Source organism: Candidatus Paceibacterota bacterium, from assembly GCA_041661305.1.
Taxonomy (GTDB): Bacteria; Patescibacteriota; Minisyncoccia; order Phycocordibacterales; family VMEP01; genus VMEP01.
Genome location: JBAZUR010000001.1, coordinates 116,269 through 132,828, shown reverse-complemented (window position 1 = coordinate 132,828; position 16,560 = coordinate 116,269). Strand labels below are relative to the sequence as shown.

Sequence of the window (16,560 nt, the reverse complement as noted above, 5' to 3'; positions counted from 1 at the left end):
GTACGACATAAAATAAATTATGCAAGAACAAATCAAAAAGGCGCTTTCTTGGCGTTATGCAGTTAAAACATTTGACCCAGCTAAAAAAGTAACGGATTCAGATTTAAATACAATCCTTGAGAGTGCTCATATGGCACCGAGTTCATTTGGTATTGAGGCCTGGAAGTTCATTGTGGTTTCAAACCCTGAAATTCGCGCAAAAATTAGAGCAGTTAGTTACGATCAAACAAAAGTGACTGATGCTTCTCATTTGATAGTAATCGCCCGTCGTACTGATGTTCGCGAAAATATTACTCGCGAACTAGTCGAGCGAACAGCAAAAACTCAAGGTAAAGATATCTCCGAACTAAAGGGTCTTGAAGATATGGTGGCTGGTGCCATCTCACATAAGGCAGGAGACGCAGTTGATGCTTGGGCACAAGCTCAAACTTATATCCCTCTTGGTATGATGATGGAAACTTCTGCCCTCTTAGGTATAGACGCTGGGCCAATGGAAGGCTTCTCCGGCGCAGAAATAGATGAGATTCTCGGACTAAAAGAGAAAAACCTAGCAACAGTGACGATGCTCGCACTAGGATATCGTGGAGATGATGAGTTTGCAGATCTTCCAAAAACACGTCGCTCATTCGACGAAGTTGTTGAATTTGTAAAATAAAAAATATCAACAGGAATAAAAAACTCCGACATAAATCGGGGTTTTTTATTTGCTTGTCTGGTGCTAATTTTCTACTTTTTTAAATCGTGGAATCTTGACCCCATCCTTTTCTACAAACTCCTTAAACATCAGAAGCGGCCGCACCCACAATTCTCCATTGTCTAAATGTTTATAGAGAACCATTTTTTCAAGCGTTTCGCTGTGGTTCACCACCCCAACTACTTCATATAAACCACCTTTGTAGTGTTCGTATAAACCTAATTCTATTTCGTCTTCATTTTCCATTATCTTAATTTTTCTAAAACAAGTCTTTTTATTTCTTCTTTATCAAAATGACCACCGTTACTAATTCGCAAAAGAGGAAATCCTGCCCCGCTTAAAATCCTCTCAACTTCTTCGTCTCTTTTCTTTCTATTCTCTAGCTCATGAGTTCTATCATCTAGCTCAATGGCAAGAAGTGGTTTTATGTCTGCCTTATCGCAAATTACGAAATCAACTGATTTTTGATTGACGTGTCGAAATGGGAAAATTCTTTTCCCAGAATATGGTTTTGGGTAAATTATTTCATCCAAATGCACTTGAGGAAATACGTGATATTGACCACCTATAACCTCAATTAAAACATCGAAAAAAGCGTGCTCAGCCCGAGTCATCAAAAAATCTTTGCGACCGTAATTAAAAACGGGTTTCCCATTTTTGTCCGAAGATTCAACTGTTGTAAATGTTTCAACCGCAATTACAATAGCGACCACTAAAGCCGTAAAAACTATCGCAATCATTATCATTGTCATAAAGTCTATTTATTCAAAAAAGTTATGGTTAACTGAAGGACTGTAGCAAAAGAGACCCAGAGCAGATAAGGGATGTTCACGAGAGCCACCCATTTCATATGTGGATAAATAGAAACCAGCGCCCAAATGAGTGTTGCAAGAACAAGGAGAATATCAACCGAAGCAAGATAATTATTTTTCAAACCAAACTGAATCCACGTAAAAGAAAGGTTAAAAATTAAATTGAGTGCAAATGGTAAGGCAACTAGCCACGAGATTTGCTTCTGCCACAGCATCAAAAATACTTTTCCAAAAGACACTGCTATCAAAAGATAGAGCACACTCCAAACCGGTCCAAATATCCAAGCTGGCGGACTCCATGTTGGCTTAATCAATTCTTGGTAATTCGTATAGTTTTCCATCCATACATATTACCCTATCCTCTCCGTCGCAACCACAAAAAAAGCGTCCCGAGGTTATCGGGACGCAATTGAGTAAAACAAAACTAAGGTACGATAGCGCCATCAAATCAGCGACATCCCCCAGTAATCGTGGTGACCACGAAATTCTGGAGAACCGCCGTCCTTCGATGGGCCGATGATTGCTTCTTTTCCGCGAAATTTTTCGAAGGTGCTATCCTTCTCAACTTCATTCGCGTAAACCAGAACACCACCGTTGACGTGATGTGCCGGGATAGCAAGGCTCGTCGGCCCACGTCCTCCGAAAAACTGCTTCTCAGAATAAACGCGAGTAAGGGCATTCTTTAGGAAAGGGATGTCCTCCTTCAGATAAGCACCGCCGTAGCTCATGAACCAAACCGGGTCGTGACTGAGCCAAATTGTTGTTGTGCCAGCAGACTTTCCCGCGCCCGAAACGCAGTAGCGATCAACAACAAGAAACCACTTCCTTTTGTACAAAAGCCCGGCGCTATAAGAGACCTCCTTGCTGTCAAAACTTCCAGGAACTCTGACCACTTTCTTGTGGTCCCCGCCCGCCACCCAACCATGCAACATCGCATAGAAGAAGGCCTCGCGGGCACCCGCAAGAATTTCGCTTCTATTCTTCTTCATCTTTCGCCTCCTCGTGTAAGGTGCATCGAGCGACACAATAAAGTGACGCGACGTTAAAACTACCCCCTACACCCTACAATAAAAACAACGTATGTCAAACCAACCATCAAATATGGCCTATCTAAAAACAAAGGAACCGCTATCAAACTTTAGAGAAAAAACTAACTCCCCTTTTGAAGTAAAGTGATAACTCTGAGTATCCCTTAACATTTTCAAAAATTCGCTTTCTTGAGAACCGTCACAGTACATCATGGTTGATATCATTTTACTGAACGTAATCTGACTTCCATCAACCTCGTAATTTCCGCCGACACCATTACAATCTGTTGTTGCAGAAAAACTACCATCGCTTTTGAGGGTTAGGCTAAAAATATTTTCTTTTTTGGGAACTATCGTCTGGTCATTGTTGTACGAGGTTGAAACCCAATTCCATTTTTTCATACCAAGAGTCATACGGGCGGAATCTGCTTCGCCTTCAAAATTTTGAGCAACTTCTCCGAATTGCATTGTCTTTGGATCAAGCTTCAACCAGATACTTTTTCCCATGGATGGTCGTGCCGTCATGGGTTCCCCAGGGAGACGAACGGCATAATTAACAACAATAACGTTCTGTCTTCTCGTACCTCCGTCTATTTCTTCTTCCTCCATATGAGTCGTCTGCGGAGCAATGCGGTCACCCAATAAAACAGCATCTGAGCCTATGTACCCAGACGGAGTATTTAAGGCTGCGACAACATAAAAAAAGGTTCCGCTTCCCCCTGTCTCTTGGGTTAAAAGAAAAGCTATATCTTCTCGGCCGTCATCATCAAGGTCGTGCTTAACCTCATTTCCAAAATAGCGAGTAATTATTTTTGAAGCTGAACCAGGCGCAACCTCAATCTCTGAAACACCATCCGTCAATTTAACTTCTCTTCCATCTAAAACATATGTGGCATCAAGATAGCTTTGTGCCAATTTTATTTTTCCCTCTTCGTTATTTTTAGGAACAAAATTATGTGGCGGTGGCAAAAAATTCATGCCGACAAACAAAAGCGCTACCACAAAAATGAGCACTAGTATTTCTTTAAAAATAAATTTCATATATTTTGTTTATTTAAAAATAAGTTTGTAATCCAAAAACCTGTCAACTCATTATATATTGAAAAGAAAAAAGGCGCTCCCGGAGGAGACGCCCTTGTATGGTGCCGATATTACTATCGGCGGTTGTTGTTGCCGTTGTCGTTCAGGTCGAGGCCTTGGTGCCACCCGGCGGCATGATTTCGTAGCCGAGGCCGGTCAGGTGGTCGGCGCAGAAGCACTCGAGTTCGCCATTCGTTGCCGTCATGAAGCCGCCCTTGCCCTTGATCGCGATCGAATCGGTACCGTCGATCTTCTGGCTTTCCAGCGAATGCACTTCCACGCCGGCGACGGGGGCCTTCCCCGAATGCTTCTTCCAGCCGTCCTTGGCCAGAGCCGAGCGGTCGATCATGCCGACGATGTTCGTTCCAGCGAGGATGACGGAAATCTTGCTGGGAACAAAGGGGCCTTTGCGTTTCGATTGGTTGAATTGCTGAGTCATGGGATGAATCTCCAAAAGATTTATGGGTTTTTGAACGAGAAACGGTTTTAAAGAGCATCCACTTGAACCACGTGGGACAAATGAAATCGACCCCAAAAAGGTCGATTGGGCTATATTACACGACTTAAAATAGGTGTCAACTAATACATCAGCTCTTCCTCTTTTTTCTCTTCCTTTTCTTCTTGAGCCAAAAGATCAGCGTATTCTTCCTCCGCTTGTATTATATTTTTTTCCTTCTGTGATTGTCGTAGCATTCTTGCTCCATTTGTTTCCCAATCGTGATTTTTCAAAAGATTCAAAGCAAATCCATAAAACCCTTTTCTCGCAGCCAGATTGGACAAATCGATTTTAAGCTCCTCTGCTATCATCATTCTCTTTTCAAAAAAATCTTTTCTCCCGAAATTGCTAACATCCGCATCCAAAATATAAAAATTATTACTTCTATCATGAACCAAGGAAGGCTTTCCGTCCTTATCAACTTGAACTTGTGTATCTAAAATATTTGCAATTATTTCTGCTCGGGCTTCTTCTGACAGCGTTTTGTATGCTTCACTTTGTTCAAACAACCTGACTGCATTTGGCTCATTTTTTTGATATTGCTCAACAAAACCAACATCATGCCATGCGGCAGAAATCGCTTGTTGTTCTATTGTCTCTTTGTCAGCTCCGTCAGCAAGCGCAAATAATATTGTCTCCATCACAACATCTTCGGTATGAGCCCTATTGTGATAACGAAGTTTCTCGGCAGGTAGTCGATCAAGAATAGCAAAAGCTTCAGAAACTTCCGGTTTCTTCATGATTTCAGCATAAATGGCGAGGGCTTCCTTCTTTAGCTCCCGCTCTAGGCTTTCTTCTATAATTCCGTCTTCCATTCTTTCCATATCTAAAAGATAGCAGATTTATGATTTTTGTCTCGTTTTTTTGGTTTTTATTAAACCCAGCTTTTCTGCCCTTGTTAGACGCTTAAGTTCAACCTCTCTCCCTCGCGCTTCTTTCAGTGTTTCAAACGCCTCAGAATAAACGAGTTCCACTGGTCTTCTAATTTTTGTGTAATGAGCCCCAGACTTTGAGTTGTTGTGCTCTCCCAACCTTTTTTCTAAATTATTAGTCGAGCCAATATACAACGTATCGTCAGCGCACTTTAAAATGTAGGTAAAATTGACCATTAGTTAATATCGCGAAAACCAAAACAGTAAACTCGCTGTCTTAAAAAACTAAACGTCCTGCCTTCCCCAACGCACGCGAGCCCACGCTCTTTCATGAAGATAGTACAACATGGTGCTGTACAGGTTCACAAATAAAACAATTCCCGCCGAAAGAGCGATGTTGTGAGTAAAAAGATATGCGACAGTTGAATCAACTCCAACGGAAAGAGCACGGTAGCTAATAGATTTTATTGCCGAACGATGATGAGTTTCAATTGATTTAGTTTCCATTTTCAAATCATATCAAACAAAACAAGAACAACGAACGTCGGCAAACATTGTTTAAAGTAAAATTTTGGGAATAAACTTGGTTCCTATTTTTTCTCCGCGCACCACATCAAGTAAAATATTTTTTTGTTTGCCGTTTACAACATGTACGACTATTCCTTTTTCAGACAATTCTTTAGCAATAGCAAATTTTGAAACCATCCCCCCGCGCCCAGACGACGACTTACTTGGACTGATAAGTTTGGCGACCATGTCAACATTAGAAAAATCGACTTCTGCAATTGCATTATTTGTTTCATCTAAAATACCATTGGTTCCAGTGAGAAGAACCAAACTATCAACACCAAGTTGCTCCGCCACAAGTGAAGCGAGTTCGTCGTTGTCTGTAAAAAGTAGCTCTGATGTCGCGACTACATCGTTTTCATTTACAATCGGAATTACGTTATCTAAAAGCAAACCTTCAAAACAATTTTTCATATTGAGATAGTGCGTCTCATCTCGAAAATCCTCTTTTGTCGCCAACACCTGAGCACAATAATAATTATATTTTGCAAAAAACTCAGAGTACGTCGACATGAGCTTCACCTGTCCAATAGCAGCAAAAACTTGTTTTTGTACAGTCTCTGACTTTATCTCCCCGAGTGAAACCAAGCTCTTCCCAGCGCCAACGGCCCCTGATGTCACAAGCACCACCTGTAGTCCATTCTTTCGCAACTCGACTATTTGTTGAACAATATGTTCAAGAACCCCTAAATCAAGCGTTCCGTTCTCCCGAGAAAGAACCTTCGTTCCGATTTTTACAACAATTCGTTTCATTTTATTTATAGGCTTTTAAGCCGCTTCAAGCATGTGTCTTCCTTCGACTTCCCTTTCTTCTCCCCTAAGAAATGCGTCAATCATTCCGAGATCACCGGCGAATGTTGTCTTGTCGTCATTAGAAATGTCGCTTTTGGCGAGTTCGCTTTTTATCCACATATATGTCATTTCCTTGCTCACCTTTCCGCTTTTTGCGTGTTGAATCAGAATGACGAGAACTTTCGGCAATGGCATCTGTTTTTTATATGAACGCGGGCTCAAGAGAGCATCTGTTACATCAGCAAGATGAATAATATCTGCCATAGAAATTCCAACGACATCAGCTCCAACCTGAAGAGCTTCTACAGACAAACTTTCGTTTGCAATATTCTCTCGCGCATAATTATGGTGCATGCCAGCAAGTTTTGCCTCAACAGGAAAACCTGCACTCTCCAAAATACGACGCGACTCATCCTCGTGCGCCATAATTATTTCGGCAATAGTATTCTCTGAAGAAAAACCTCGCTTGGTTAAATCGCGAACTTCCTCTTCAGAAAGAATTGCCGAGACTGGGCAAACTTGCATTGGTCGCACTTCTTTTGCATTAAGATCACTTTTATATGTATTGAGACTAAAAGGAACACCTGACAGCGCCGAAATATGGGCACGAATTGAATCTGCTTCCTTTCCTTTAGTACTTACGGCTAAACTCAAAATATCCCACCAATTTGTATTTGAAAGTGGGTTGTCGAGAATTGAACGAGGTATCACAATTTTGCCGATATCGTGAAGCAAGGCCGCACGCAAAAATTCTTCAATCTGAATATTTTCCGCAATAATATTTGCGTCGAGATTTACAGCCGAACCATCTGGTCGAATAAGTGTTTCGTGAATTTTGTGCGAGAGAATTTCCAAAGTACGAATACAGTGTTCAGCCGTATCTAAGTGAAACAAACGCATAACGGTGAGCATCTCCCAATCTTTTTCTGCGGGACTAAAATGTGCCTTTTCAATACGCGGGTAAAACTCCTCTTTTGTCCGCTCCATACACCCTTCCAATAGTTTTTTATCAGAAAGCTCTTTTATGATATTTTCGTACGAACCACTTTCTGTTATATCGCGTGCTTCTTCTTCAGAGGAGACTTTTCCAGAGATAAGATTATCTTCTTCTAGTGATTCTTGATGAGTCATACTTAATGCTAATTATATCAAAATCCTGAAAATATTGGTATATTTTCAGTGCATAAGCGACTATCGTCCACATTTTTTTCAAATAATCAGTTAGCAAAAAATTAGCAGTTCATGTAGTGTTCTAAACATATGACTATTATCAACAAAATTAACTCCGCAGAATTTGTACGGGGAATAGTTGGGACTAATGACATCCTCGAAGATGGCGTGCCTCAAATCGCCTTTGTTGGACGTTCCAATGTTGGTAAATCAAGTCTCATAAATTCACTCGTAAATAAGAAAAATCTCGTGAAGGTCGGCAAGACACCGGGAAAAACTACCGAAATAAACTTCTTTTCTATCAACAACAGAAAGTGCTATTTTGTCGATTTGCCAGGCTATGGCTACGCCAAGGCGTCACCAAAAGAGAAGGAAAAAATCGAGAAACTTATTCTGTGGTATCTAATGTATTCAAACACAACCCTGCACAAAGTAGTGCTCATTCTCGACGTTAAAGCTGGCTTCACCGCTTTCGACGAAGAGATGATTCGAGTTCTCCGAGAAAAAAACTACCCTTACCTCATTGTCGCCAACAAAATAGACAAATTAAACCAAAAAGAAACAGTGGCACAAATGCGCGCAATCGCACAGTCGTCTCGTGAAGAAAACATTTTCCCGTACTCAACACTCACAACAAAAAATAGCGGAAAACTTTTGCAAAAAATTTTAGAGTAAGTACTCTTACTTGCTAAAAAGAAATTCTACTAGAACAAAAATTATCCAGAACAAAAGGAGCGCGTGCGCTTCTTTTTTTGTGAGAGTCTCTCCTGTCTTCATAAAATAAAATAAGACAAACGAGGCCACCACCATAAACACACCGGTGATGTAAATAATCTGAAGTGGAAATGTGAATGGACTAATGAGCGCGAGGATTCCAACTACGATAGTCGCGTCGGCAAGAACAGTCCCTAGGATGTCGCCGATAGCAAGAGAGTCATCTTGTTTCTTAACCGAATGCAAAGCAAAAAATAATTCTGGCATAGTTGTACCAAGTCCGACGACAAGCATACCAATAAGAATCGGGTTCACTCCAAGATAATTTGCCAAACCCACAGCCGAGGCGACAACAAAGTATGCGCCGACGAGCAGTACTGTCATACCAAACAACAGCATAAAAAAACTTTTTACCTGACCATTGTGTCCTGTCAAAGTACTCTCGCCATCACGACCGTCCCTGAGCGCGAGATAATAAAAAACTCCTCCGGCAATAATAAGGGCCAAGCCTTCCATTCTAGAAAAATGTCCATTCAAACCAAGGACAATCGGCAAAAGAAGTATCAGCGGGTAAACAATGTTATTTTTTAAAATCTTACTCTCCACCACTATTTTTCGTCTTGCCAAAAACACAACCACCGCAAAAACCAAAGACAAATCAGCGACATTAGAGCCAAGTAGCGTGCCGAATCCGAACGCCGGAACACCTTTAATTGCTGAGTTTATTGCAATAAATGTCTCCGGAAGAATAGAGATAATTGCCACAATAATAAAGCCGACCGTATATTTTGAAAGGTGAAAACTCTCCGCCAAGCGTCCAGCGTATCGCGTTGTCATCGTCGCGCCTTTTATAACCATAAAAAGCGAAGCGGCAAAAATAAATAAACTGTTAATCATTAATCATTTTTTTAAATCTATGGAACATAAACTTCTTCTATGTGTATCACTTTTCCGTTTTCAATTGTGACATTATACGGCACCTTATCCCACTGAGCACTCTTGTCAGAAACGAGCTTGGCAAAATCAGAAAATCCAATTTCACGGTCTAGTATTCCTAAATTTCCAACTTCCCAAGTCTTCATAAAAAGAACCACACTCGGATCAACCGAAAGAACCTCATCTTTTTCCAAAGAGTTTGAAATAAAATAATCATTTGGAAGACAATCAATACGTGTTTCTTCTGTACAGTGGCCTGCTTTAATTGCCGCCTCCTCTCCTTCGACACCAGAAAGCCAAACAGTTTTATCAAATTTAATTTCTCCTTTTTCCACATCAACGCCGTGGATAAAACCAAAATGAGTCCCATCTCGAGAACCTACAAGTTCCTCAGTTTCGTTCACAACCTCATTCACAATCTCTTGTGGAATATATTCTTCGCTACTTTTATTGTTAATAAAATAATATCCGGCACCAATAACTCCGAGAATTAAAATAAAAATAATTACGTTTCTATAGATATTCATATTCTTTTATTATAAATTCGCCAGCCGAATTAAACAAGAATTATTCAATAATCGTCCTTAAACCTCGCGGACCTCTCCAGCCGGCACCGAACTCTGGTTGAATATTATTTTCTTCCAGGTATTGCCTCATCATTCCTTGCATTGGCCCTCTTCTAGTTAAAGCCTCATTCAATCCGGTCATATCAAGAACCCACCCCGCCGAAAACACAACAGCCACAAAAACAACAACTATAATTTTGTAGTCCAACTTATAAGAAAAATCATATTGGCGAAGTAGCCATATTCCAACCACTAGTCCCAAAATTGCGACAGCTGGCGACCACCATGGAAAACTCGTCAGTAATTGTTCTGCTCGATATTCCCCCATTGGTCCGTGAGCCCTCAAAGAAAAACGCATCAATCCAATAAGAAAAACAGAAATCAATACAGAAGAAACCAGTCCCACAAAAGTGAGGACTGAACCCATGACAAAATATATCCTCGGGCGCATCTTCACCTTGCCCTGATGAATTTTGCCCATGACAGACTCTTTAATATTTTTTAGTTCTTTTGACATAGATGTTTCATTAATATTTTTGCCCTACTTATGCGCGTTGCGACCGTCCCCATTGGTATTCTTAATATATCACTGATTTCCTCATAAGATTTTTCCTCAATGAAGCGTAATATCAATGGCTCAGAATAAAGCATTGGCATCTCTCCTAAACATTTCTCGACCTTTGCGACAACCTCTTTTTTTATAAAATCATCTTCAATATCTTCGTCACTCTGAAAATCCATATCATCTGGAATTGATATCTCTTTCTTGTTTTTCTTTAGAACATTCATTGCTTCGTTGTGAACAATTCGATATATCCAACTAGAAAATTTCTTTTTTGTATCAAAACTATTCAAATTCACGAAAGCTTTAATGAAAGACTCCTGAACTACATCAGCTGATTTGTGCTCATCTTTAATTAAATTATTGGCATAACGAAAGAGCTTGCTCTGATATCGTTCAACGATTATGGCGTAAAGCTCCTGATCGCTAGAACGAACTTTTCCAATAATTTCCTCGTCAGATAGTTTTTTATTCCTTTCCTCGTTCATAGTTTGAGTATACCAATTACACAGCAAACTCCAGTTTTGTGGCTGGAGTTTGCTGTGTAAAAACATTACCGTTTATCTGCCCATCATACCCCTCCCCATTCCGCCAACTTTCTTCCCCAAACCATCATGGAGTCCTAATCCCATCTCTTGTCGAATCTTCTGTGCTTCAGTAAATTTACCTTGTTCTGCCAATTCGTGCGCTTCGGCAAATTTTGCAAAGTTATCTTTATTAACAACTTGCATTACTCTGCCTCTTCCGGGCATAAGATTTTTCCAAGCTGTATAATCTTTGCTCTCAAACGCCTTCTCCATTGAAGCGTGACGTTCCGCTGAATAATTTGGGCCTCTAACTGACGGATCTCCTTGGTATGCAAAAGCTGTACCAGTAAGTGCCCCCATAGCCCCAAGCAAGAGTGCCAATGCGCCTAATTTTAATGTTCTTTTTTCCATGTTATTTTTATTATTTTTTATTAAGTAGAGATTCGCGATATCTCTACTGTTAGTACAACGCGATATACAATTTTCTTTCATTTAGACAAAGATTCCCTCTGCACCAACGCTCAAAAAGCTCATTCCGATTGAAATGAGCTTTTTGACGAGTCGAGTATTGGCTTCTAAAACTAAAACTACTTCTTTTTCGTTTTGCGACTTGCGAGCATTTCCTTCTTTATAGCAAGGCGCTTCTTTGTCTTTTTAGAGCGAGACTTTCCCCTATTTATATGAAATCCTTTTACTTGTGGCATAGTCGTCCGATTGTAGCACCTTTTTTACTGGGTTCAAAGAGCTTTGCTTTTCTTCTCTCGTTTTGTTTTTCTTTTCATTTTTGAGCAAAACCACTGAAAACAATCAACAATTGCTCCCTCTTTTTCTAGTCGCAGAAAATCTTCCCGACTTTGTAATTCTTGATAATTCTCTGCGACCTCGGCACCACGATGAAGCACCGCATGAAGATGAGCGCCGGTTGTGGATGCGCCGGTGTTGCCGGAATAAGCAATTATCTCTCCTTCTTTGAATTTTCCCACAGCGGGCAATTCTTTTAGATGACACAGCTCAAGGCCCCAAGTAGTTTTTCGATAATCAAATATATACACACCAACATTTCCTTTATATTTATCAAACCAAACTTTAAACATCTCACCGTTCGCCGGAGCAAATATTGGCGTACCAACTGCAATTTTAAAATCTGTGCCTACATGTGTGCCTGTTTTTGGGTAATATTCCCACAAAGGAAAAGCCCCGAATGGATTGTCCGCATTGTAGACCTTCCTAAAATTTTTAAGAAAATATCGCACGAAAATAAGTTGATTTATATGAAGCTAAAATGACGGGAGAAAAGTTTGGCCGGTGATAAGAATCGTTGCAAAAATAATCACGAAACAAGCAAAAAATCCGACAATCTTAGCAAAGTAGATAATAGCTTCTCTCTTCTTGCCTTCAACTAGTAGAGATAACGGCTCAGATAAAAACAAGAACCCCATAACCGCAGCTGACAAAACAAAAATACTCAGCATAGTCATCGGAATAATTATAGTTTCAGGCACATCTTTCAAAAAACGAGAGGCAAGATATATAACGGAAATAAGAGAAACAATATATAGTGCGGCGGAGAATGCGTATAGGAATGGTTTTTTCATAAAAAGATTATATCAAGTTGTGATTAAAATATTAACGGCTCGTTCCACAAGCCCCTCTCGTCTCTTTATAACAACTACTTCAGCATCTGTGTTACTAACGCCACCATATGTTTTGCCTTCGATTCACAGTGTGCATTTTTTGCACATTGTCTTTTCATCCTTAATTTTGTCTTGGTTGCGGGATGAATCTGACTGATTCAAGAAGTGGAGTAAAATCTTTTCGCAAATCTGATTCAGCGTCCATATAGTTTCCGCTGAGCACATATACGTTCTCGCCGTGAGCCACCACCACATTGTCTGATTCATAAAGACCAGTAGCAGAATATCTAATTGCGTTTGCTCCACCGAGAACATACTCACTCACCTCGCCTGTTTTAAGATTGATATTGCTGTATATGTTATTCGCATTTGCCCACGCCTCTGACTGTTGTTTCTTTGAATTCTTAAGCACTTGAATAGTGATAGTTGCTGGACCCTCACCACCGACAGGCATTGGTCTCTCGGCGTCTTCAGTCCTCATGAGTACAATCGTGCCAAGCAAATCTTCAGCTGACTTCGATACAAAGTGTTCTTGTATCACATATCCGTCTGGTCCTGCGCGATAGGCAAATTCGATACCAAGCACTTCGTTTGAATAATTTGGATACGTGTTGTTATTATTTGTCACTTTCTTTTCATCAACTGTAAGCGAGAAATAAACCCCGACAGACAAAGCGATTAAAATTGGGATGATTGTATAAAAATTTTTCATATTCATTATTTCTTTAAAAAATCTGCGCGGAGGAATAAAAGACCTAGGGCGAGAAAAAGGCCTGCTTCAATCCAATTACTTCTTTGAATTGCTTCTAGAAGAGCAACACCAAAGAAAAGGGCAAAGATGGCTAAATTTGTGTATGGTACCTTTTCCATTTTTGTATTATATCATTTTGGTGCCCGCAAAAAATCTATCTCGGGAGAATCTTTATTACATTTTCCGCGAGTCGTAAGCCCAGTGAAGCAATGCTTGTCTTTGCCGAGGTCGGCAAAAAATATCTCCGGTTCGGCAATTGTTTTTAATTTGCACAATGTGCCTGCGTATGGCTCTCCACCTTTTTATTTGTCGCTCATCATCAACAGTCCGACGCCCAATGTAATATCTGCAGTACCACTGAAACCATCCACGCGGATCTTGTGGATGAATCCACCCTTTAGTTTTCCACACAGAAAGCGGTTGGCTCGCATTTATGCCGAAAAAGTTCAGTTCTTTGTGGCGTTTTCCATCAGGCGACAATTTTGCTTTCACAAACCAACTCCTTGGAAACTCTTTAGGTTTATCAGAAAAATATAATCCGCCAAATACACCGAGCTCAAGCATTTCCTTCGGAGTTAAGTCCGGCTTAAAATCTTGGTCGCCGGCATTTTTTATTGTTTTTCGTGGCATATGAATTGCTGAATGCTTCGGTTTCGTAAAGTCTACCATTTTAAAAATATCATTTGCCCCCTTTTCTAAACTGATTTTAAGACTCTCCAAATTTCAACCATCGCCAAAGTATCGAGATGACAATAATCCTTGAGTGCTTGTATTTTCATATTTTTGTCATTTTCAGAATATTCTCCAGACACAATACGATTCCATGTGTCGGCTGCCGTACCTCCTTCTTGAATGTGCATATCTTTATAAGACAGAGTGGGAACAAGAGCAGGCAAAACATATTTTATTGAAGCACTACCTTTGAATTTTGGGTGGTCATACATTGTTGTCTTGCCAAAGAAAGGAATCATCAGGTCAACTACACGATTATTCACTTCCTGCATAAAATTTTTATAGTCAGGCAAACGTTCACCAATTTGTTCATTGATACCTTTTTCAAATCTTTGGCTCCACACAACAATACTTCCTATTTTTGGAAGATGCTTTTTTAATGCTTCAGAAAAGTATGTATCTGGGCACTCTTGATCTGTATAAATAAAATCATAGTGAACAGATTCACTGGTTGGCGAGTCAATAACATGAAGTGAAAATTGGAATGGAATTTGTTGATATGGTCTGTATCCATTATATTTTGGGATTGCAGAAGGATATGTTTCGTAATCAAGAAAAGCAAGAGGATATTTCATAGTCTCCAAAAACTCTGAGATTCCATTCTTATCAATATACTCCCTACCCGACTGTGCGGTATTTACCTGTCTTCGTTGATTATCTGACAACTCAAAACCGTCTGGAACATCATGAATACTAAATATATTACTATCAACTAATTCAATTAGTTTTTTCTTGTGAATTCGAGCGATTGAATGAACAGAGTACTCGGGAAGATCAGAGTTTGAATACCACGAAGTCGTGCAGTGCGAATTTTTCCCTTTCAAAATACAATCACAGTGCCCTTGCGGTTCTTTTTCTTTAGATAGTAGCTCGTAAGCACCATCCATTTTTTGTTTTATATCCTCAAGTTTTTCGTTTACTTGATCAGTAAAATTTTCAATAAAAAATAGTTCTTTTAACTCAATATTTCCCATTCGAACATATGTTTTGTTGAGTCGAATTAAATTAAGAGTGCCAATCTGAATACCTAAGTCATTTAGAATATTTTTTTGAAAAGCCATATCAATCAAATAATCTTCAGTTTTTCTTCCACCCTCTTCTTCTGAAGAAGTTGAAGATTTTACTTCATACAGATCATATAGATTTGTATCCGCATTCCAAACAAAAATATCGGAGGCGATAATAAATTTTTCTGTAGCAAATACTGGCTGATAAATTACAGGTATTTTATCGGCCATGAGTTTTTTTGTAAGTTCCGTATCCTCACGAGAATCAACAAGTGTTCCGTTTGGGAAAAGATCACGAGCAAGCTCGTCAATTTGATTACCAGTATCAATGATGTTTAACTCAAAAGAAGAAGGAGATTTTTTCTTGTATATGTCTGGTTTATGAATCTTAAGCCATGCGTTTTTTGCACAATCAAGACATATTAGAAAATTGGTTTTTGATAACTTGAAAGACATGTTAAGTAATATATTCTAAGAGCTCATCTAATGGTTAGTGCTCAAGAACAAATACGGTTAAGTTTGTATAAGGTACTTTTTCCATTTTCGTATTATATCATTTTGAAAATGCCATTCATCTCACCCCTCGTTCGCGCGCAATATCCCCGCCGTGGGAAAAAATAGGAGACGGCGGGGATGCTCCCTTTACCCGCACTGCAACAAAACACCAGGAAAATCTTTATGACTGACAATATATCGAACAGGTAAATTTTTATCTCGTTTTTCTTCTGGAATAAATACAATAATCATGTCTTCTTTCAACTTAAGGCTCAAAAGAAAAACGATGACTTCCTCACAAAACATACTCATGCTTTGCCAATATGACTCCAAAATTTCTTCAATAGTTTGACTGGGGGATGTCGGTAACCGAACCTGCACTTTATTATTTGAATCAAGTGTGTACTGCAAATTCGGCAAATGCCACCCTTCGTGTTCAATTTTATTGCGAAGGTCATTGAAAGATTCGTACCATGTTGTTCGATTATGCTTCATGAACGCATTTAACCCCTTAAAACGCTCATCGTTCTCGTTTAACACAAATTTTGCCAATCCCTTGCGAAATTTCTTTTCGTCGTCCGTAAAAAGAAACCCGATATTTGATCCCACGTATCGCGAGTGTGCAATAAGACTTCCTATTGCCATTTCACCACGAATGAAAAAGTCCTTAAAGAAAATATTTAGTTCATCCTCAATAGGTTCGTTTACGTCAATTTGGTTACCATGGTATTTCCCATCTTTGCCTGTTTCAACCGCCTCACGATGTTGAGAAATAAGTGCGACGCATTTCTTTTTTACAATATTCATTTCAACTAGATTTTGGAAAACCGGACTAAAACTTTTATCATACTCAAGTTGCTTATCTCTTCCGTATGCACAACTTCTGATGTTGCCAAGACCAAATAAAAAACGAGTATAAAAATCATGGTCTTTACCCATGTCGTATGCTTTGCGTAATACTCCAATCTCTCGGGATTTGTTCATATGACATTTCTTATATTTCAAACCACTTCCGCATGGACATTTTTCATTTCTCCCTTTTTTCATCTTGTGGATAAGTCGCCCTTATGTTTCGGTTTATTTTCGGTTATAATATAAACTGTATCGCAAATAAATTTTTTTAGC

At 39.6% G+C, this 16,560-nt stretch carries 25 protein-coding genes; 2 read left to right on the top strand and 23 right to left on the bottom strand.

The window, feature by feature from the left end; all coding sequences use genetic code 11:
* Positions 1-19: 19 nt before the first annotated feature.
* Complete coding sequence (locus tag WC724_00830; protein ID MFA6077543.1) at positions 20-655, top strand: NAD(P)H-dependent oxidoreductase; 636 nt, start codon at positions 20-22, stop codon at positions 653-655.
* A gap of 63 nt (positions 656-718) precedes the next feature.
* Here the strand turns inward: WC724_00830 and WC724_00825 are convergent, their stop codons facing one another.
* The 11 genes from WC724_00825 to WC724_00775 form a co-directional block, all read right to left on the bottom strand.
* Complete coding sequence (locus tag WC724_00825; GenBank protein MFA6077542.1) at positions 719-940, bottom strand: DUF1653 domain-containing protein; 222 nt, start codon at positions 938-940, stop codon at positions 719-721.
* Positions 940-1,446, bottom strand: coding sequence for a DUF2726 domain-containing protein (locus tag WC724_00820; GenBank protein MFA6077541.1), 507 nt, complete (start codon positions 1,444-1,446; stop codon positions 940-942). The genes WC724_00825 and WC724_00820 overlap by 1 nt, the downstream gene beginning before the upstream one ends.
* Before the next feature lie 5 nt (positions 1,447-1,451).
* Entirely contained in the window at positions 1,452-1,847 is a 396-nt protein-coding gene (locus tag WC724_00815) for a TspO/MBR family protein (protein ID MFA6077540.1), read from the bottom strand.
* 102 nt (positions 1,848-1,949) lie between these two features.
* Positions 1,950-2,495, bottom strand: coding sequence for a DUF5680 domain-containing protein (locus WC724_00810; protein ID MFA6077539.1), 546 nt, complete (start codon positions 2,493-2,495; stop codon positions 1,950-1,952).
* Positions 2,496-2,612: 117 nt separating this feature from the next.
* A complete protein-coding gene (locus WC724_00805) occupies positions 2,613-3,575 on the bottom strand; it encodes an META domain-containing protein (protein ID MFA6077538.1) in 963 nt (320 codons plus the stop codon).
* A gap of 142 nt (positions 3,576-3,717) precedes the next feature.
* Positions 3,718-4,053 carry a hypothetical protein gene (locus WC724_00800; GenBank protein MFA6077537.1) on the bottom strand — a complete coding sequence of 112 codons (336 nt, stop codon included), beginning with the start codon at positions 4,051-4,053 and terminating at the stop codon, positions 3,718-3,720.
* A gap of 140 nt (positions 4,054-4,193) precedes the next feature.
* On the bottom strand, positions 4,194-4,934 hold the full coding sequence (locus WC724_00795) for a hypothetical protein (protein ID MFA6077536.1): 741 nt from the start codon (positions 4,932-4,934) through the stop codon (positions 4,194-4,196).
* An 18-nt stretch (positions 4,935-4,952) separates the two neighbouring features.
* On the bottom strand, positions 4,953-5,219 hold the full coding sequence (locus WC724_00790) for a GIY-YIG nuclease family protein (GenBank protein MFA6077535.1): 267 nt from the start codon (positions 5,217-5,219) through the stop codon (positions 4,953-4,955).
* Positions 5,220-5,267: 48 nt separating this feature from the next.
* Positions 5,268-5,489, bottom strand: coding sequence for a DUF2061 domain-containing protein (locus WC724_00785; GenBank protein ID MFA6077534.1), 222 nt, complete (start codon positions 5,487-5,489; stop codon positions 5,268-5,270).
* Between the two features lie 51 nt (positions 5,490-5,540).
* The gene (proB, locus tag WC724_00780; GenBank protein ID MFA6077533.1) at positions 5,541-6,302 is read right to left on the bottom strand and encodes a glutamate 5-kinase; all 762 of its coding nucleotides are present in this window, start codon (positions 6,300-6,302) and stop codon (positions 5,541-5,543) included.
* Between the two features lie 15 nt (positions 6,303-6,317).
* Positions 6,318-7,472 carry an HD domain-containing protein gene (locus tag WC724_00775; protein MFA6077532.1) on the bottom strand — a complete coding sequence of 385 codons (1,155 nt, stop codon included), beginning with the start codon at positions 7,470-7,472 and terminating at the stop codon, positions 6,318-6,320.
* A 129-nt stretch (positions 7,473-7,601) separates the two neighbouring features.
* On the opposite strand from WC724_00775, the gene yihA reads away from it, so the two are divergent.
* On the top strand, positions 7,602-8,186 hold the full coding sequence (gene yihA / locus WC724_00770; GenBank protein ID MFA6077531.1) for a ribosome biogenesis GTP-binding protein YihA/YsxC: 585 nt from the start codon (positions 7,602-7,604) through the stop codon (positions 8,184-8,186).
* Between the two features lie 6 nt (positions 8,187-8,192).
* Here yihA and WC724_00765 read toward each other — a convergent pair whose 3' ends face one another.
* The 12 genes from WC724_00765 to WC724_00710 form a co-directional block, all read right to left on the bottom strand.
* Positions 8,193-9,122 (bottom strand): sodium:calcium antiporter, encoded by a 930-nt coding sequence (locus WC724_00765; GenBank protein MFA6077530.1) that lies wholly within the window; start codon positions 9,120-9,122, stop codon positions 8,193-8,195.
* Between the two features lie 17 nt (positions 9,123-9,139).
* A complete protein-coding gene (locus WC724_00760; protein ID MFA6077529.1) occupies positions 9,140-9,688 on the bottom strand; it encodes a hypothetical protein in 549 nt (182 codons plus the stop codon).
* Between the two features lie 40 nt (positions 9,689-9,728).
* Positions 9,729-10,244 (bottom strand): hypothetical protein, encoded by a 516-nt coding sequence (locus WC724_00755; protein ID MFA6077528.1) that lies wholly within the window; start codon positions 10,242-10,244, stop codon positions 9,729-9,731.
* Positions 10,229-10,777 carry a sigma-70 family RNA polymerase sigma factor gene (locus tag WC724_00750; GenBank protein ID MFA6077527.1) on the bottom strand — a complete coding sequence of 183 codons (549 nt, stop codon included), beginning with the start codon at positions 10,775-10,777 and terminating at the stop codon, positions 10,229-10,231. Before WC724_00750 ends, WC724_00755 begins: the two co-directional genes overlap by 16 nt.
* Before the next feature lie 72 nt (positions 10,778-10,849).
* The gene (locus tag WC724_00745; GenBank protein ID MFA6077526.1) at positions 10,850-11,227 is read right to left on the bottom strand and encodes a hypothetical protein; all 378 of its coding nucleotides are present in this window, start codon (positions 11,225-11,227) and stop codon (positions 10,850-10,852) included.
* 326 nt (positions 11,228-11,553) lie between these two features.
* Positions 11,554-12,069, bottom strand: a complete 516-nt coding sequence (locus WC724_00740) for a M23 family metallopeptidase (GenBank protein MFA6077525.1) — start codon at positions 12,067-12,069, stop codon at positions 11,554-11,556.
* Between the two features lie 24 nt (positions 12,070-12,093).
* Positions 12,094-12,411, bottom strand: a complete 318-nt coding sequence (locus tag WC724_00735) for a hypothetical protein (GenBank protein MFA6077524.1) — start codon at positions 12,409-12,411, stop codon at positions 12,094-12,096.
* Between the two features lie 160 nt (positions 12,412-12,571).
* Positions 12,572-13,162, bottom strand: a complete 591-nt coding sequence (locus tag WC724_00730; protein MFA6077523.1) for a hypothetical protein — start codon at positions 13,160-13,162, stop codon at positions 12,572-12,574.
* A gap of 5 nt (positions 13,163-13,167) precedes the next feature.
* Positions 13,168-13,320 carry a hypothetical protein gene (locus WC724_00725; GenBank protein ID MFA6077522.1) on the bottom strand — a complete coding sequence of 51 codons (153 nt, stop codon included), beginning with the start codon at positions 13,318-13,320 and terminating at the stop codon, positions 13,168-13,170.
* Between the two features lie 55 nt (positions 13,321-13,375).
* Positions 13,376-13,831 carry a hypothetical protein gene (locus WC724_00720; protein MFA6077521.1) on the bottom strand — a complete coding sequence of 152 codons (456 nt, stop codon included), beginning with the start codon at positions 13,829-13,831 and terminating at the stop codon, positions 13,376-13,378.
* 65 nt (positions 13,832-13,896) lie between these two features.
* On the bottom strand, positions 13,897-15,396 hold the full coding sequence (locus tag WC724_00715) for a DUF2779 domain-containing protein (GenBank protein MFA6077520.1): 1,500 nt from the start codon (positions 15,394-15,396) through the stop codon (positions 13,897-13,899).
* 186 nt (positions 15,397-15,582) lie between these two features.
* The gene (locus WC724_00710; GenBank protein ID MFA6077519.1) at positions 15,583-16,482 is read right to left on the bottom strand and encodes an SEC-C domain-containing protein; all 900 of its coding nucleotides are present in this window, start codon (positions 16,480-16,482) and stop codon (positions 15,583-15,585) included.
* Positions 16,483-16,560: the final 78 nt, after the last annotated feature.

Bases quoted from the DNA above. Each gene is read 5' to 3' on its own strand.
- WC724_00830 (MFA6077543.1), top strand. From the start codon at position 20: ATGCAAGAACAAATCAAAAAGGCGCTTTCTTGGCGTTATGCAGTTAAA.
- WC724_00825 (MFA6077542.1), bottom strand. From the start codon at position 940: ATGGAAAATGAAGACGAAATAGAATTAGGTTTATACGAACACTACAAA.
- WC724_00820 (MFA6077541.1), bottom strand. From the start codon at position 1,446: ATGACAATGATAATGATTGCGATAGTTTTTACGGCTTTAGTGGTCGCT.
- WC724_00815 (MFA6077540.1), bottom strand. From the start codon at position 1,847: ATGGAAAACTATACGAATTACCAAGAATTGATTAAGCCAACATGGAGT.
- WC724_00810 (MFA6077539.1), bottom strand. From the start codon at position 2,495: ATGAAGAAGAATAGAAGCGAAATTCTTGCGGGTGCCCGCGAGGCCTTC.
- WC724_00805 (MFA6077538.1), bottom strand. From the start codon at position 3,575: ATGAAATTTATTTTTAAAGAAATACTAGTGCTCATTTTTGTGGTAGCG.
- WC724_00800 (MFA6077537.1), bottom strand. From the start codon at position 4,053: ATGACTCAGCAATTCAACCAATCGAAACGCAAAGGCCCCTTTGTTCCC.
- WC724_00795 (MFA6077536.1), bottom strand. From the start codon at position 4,934: ATGGAAAGAATGGAAGACGGAATTATAGAAGAAAGCCTAGAGCGGGAG.
- WC724_00790 (MFA6077535.1), bottom strand. From the start codon at position 5,219: ATGGTCAATTTTACCTACATTTTAAAGTGCGCTGACGATACGTTGTAT.
- WC724_00785 (MFA6077534.1), bottom strand. From the start codon at position 5,489: ATGGAAACTAAATCAATTGAAACTCATCATCGTTCGGCAATAAAATCT.
- proB (MFA6077533.1), bottom strand. From the start codon at position 6,302: ATGAAACGAATTGTTGTAAAAATCGGAACGAAGGTTCTTTCTCGGGAG.
- WC724_00775 (MFA6077532.1), bottom strand. From the start codon at position 7,472: ATGACTCATCAAGAATCACTAGAAGAAGATAATCTTATCTCTGGAAAA.
- yihA (MFA6077531.1), top strand. From the start codon at position 7,602: ATGACTATTATCAACAAAATTAACTCCGCAGAATTTGTACGGGGAATA.
- WC724_00765 (MFA6077530.1), bottom strand. From the start codon at position 9,122: ATGATTAACAGTTTATTTATTTTTGCCGCTTCGCTTTTTATGGTTATA.
- WC724_00760 (MFA6077529.1), bottom strand. From the start codon at position 9,688: ATGAATATCTATAGAAACGTAATTATTTTTATTTTAATTCTCGGAGTT.
- WC724_00755 (MFA6077528.1), bottom strand. From the start codon at position 10,244: ATGTCAAAAGAACTAAAAAATATTAAAGAGTCTGTCATGGGCAAAATT.
- WC724_00750 (MFA6077527.1), bottom strand. From the start codon at position 10,777: ATGAACGAGGAAAGGAATAAAAAACTATCTGACGAGGAAATTATTGGA.
- WC724_00745 (MFA6077526.1), bottom strand. From the start codon at position 11,227: ATGGAAAAAAGAACATTAAAATTAGGCGCATTGGCACTCTTGCTTGGG.
- WC724_00735 (MFA6077524.1), bottom strand. From the start codon at position 12,411: ATGAAAAAACCATTCCTATACGCATTCTCCGCCGCACTATATATTGTT.
- WC724_00730 (MFA6077523.1), bottom strand. From the start codon at position 13,162: ATGAAAAATTTTTATACAATCATCCCAATTTTAATCGCTTTGTCTGTC.
- WC724_00725 (MFA6077522.1), bottom strand. From the start codon at position 13,320: ATGGAAAAGGTACCATACACAAATTTAGCCATCTTTGCCCTTTTCTTT.
- WC724_00720 (MFA6077521.1), bottom strand. From the start codon at position 13,831: ATGCCACGAAAAACAATAAAAAATGCCGGCGACCAAGATTTTAAGCCG.
- WC724_00715 (MFA6077520.1), bottom strand. From the start codon at position 15,396: ATGTCTTTCAAGTTATCAAAAACCAATTTTCTAATATGTCTTGATTGT.
- WC724_00710 (MFA6077519.1), bottom strand. From the start codon at position 16,482: ATGAAAAAAGGGAGAAATGAAAAATGTCCATGCGGAAGTGGTTTGAAA.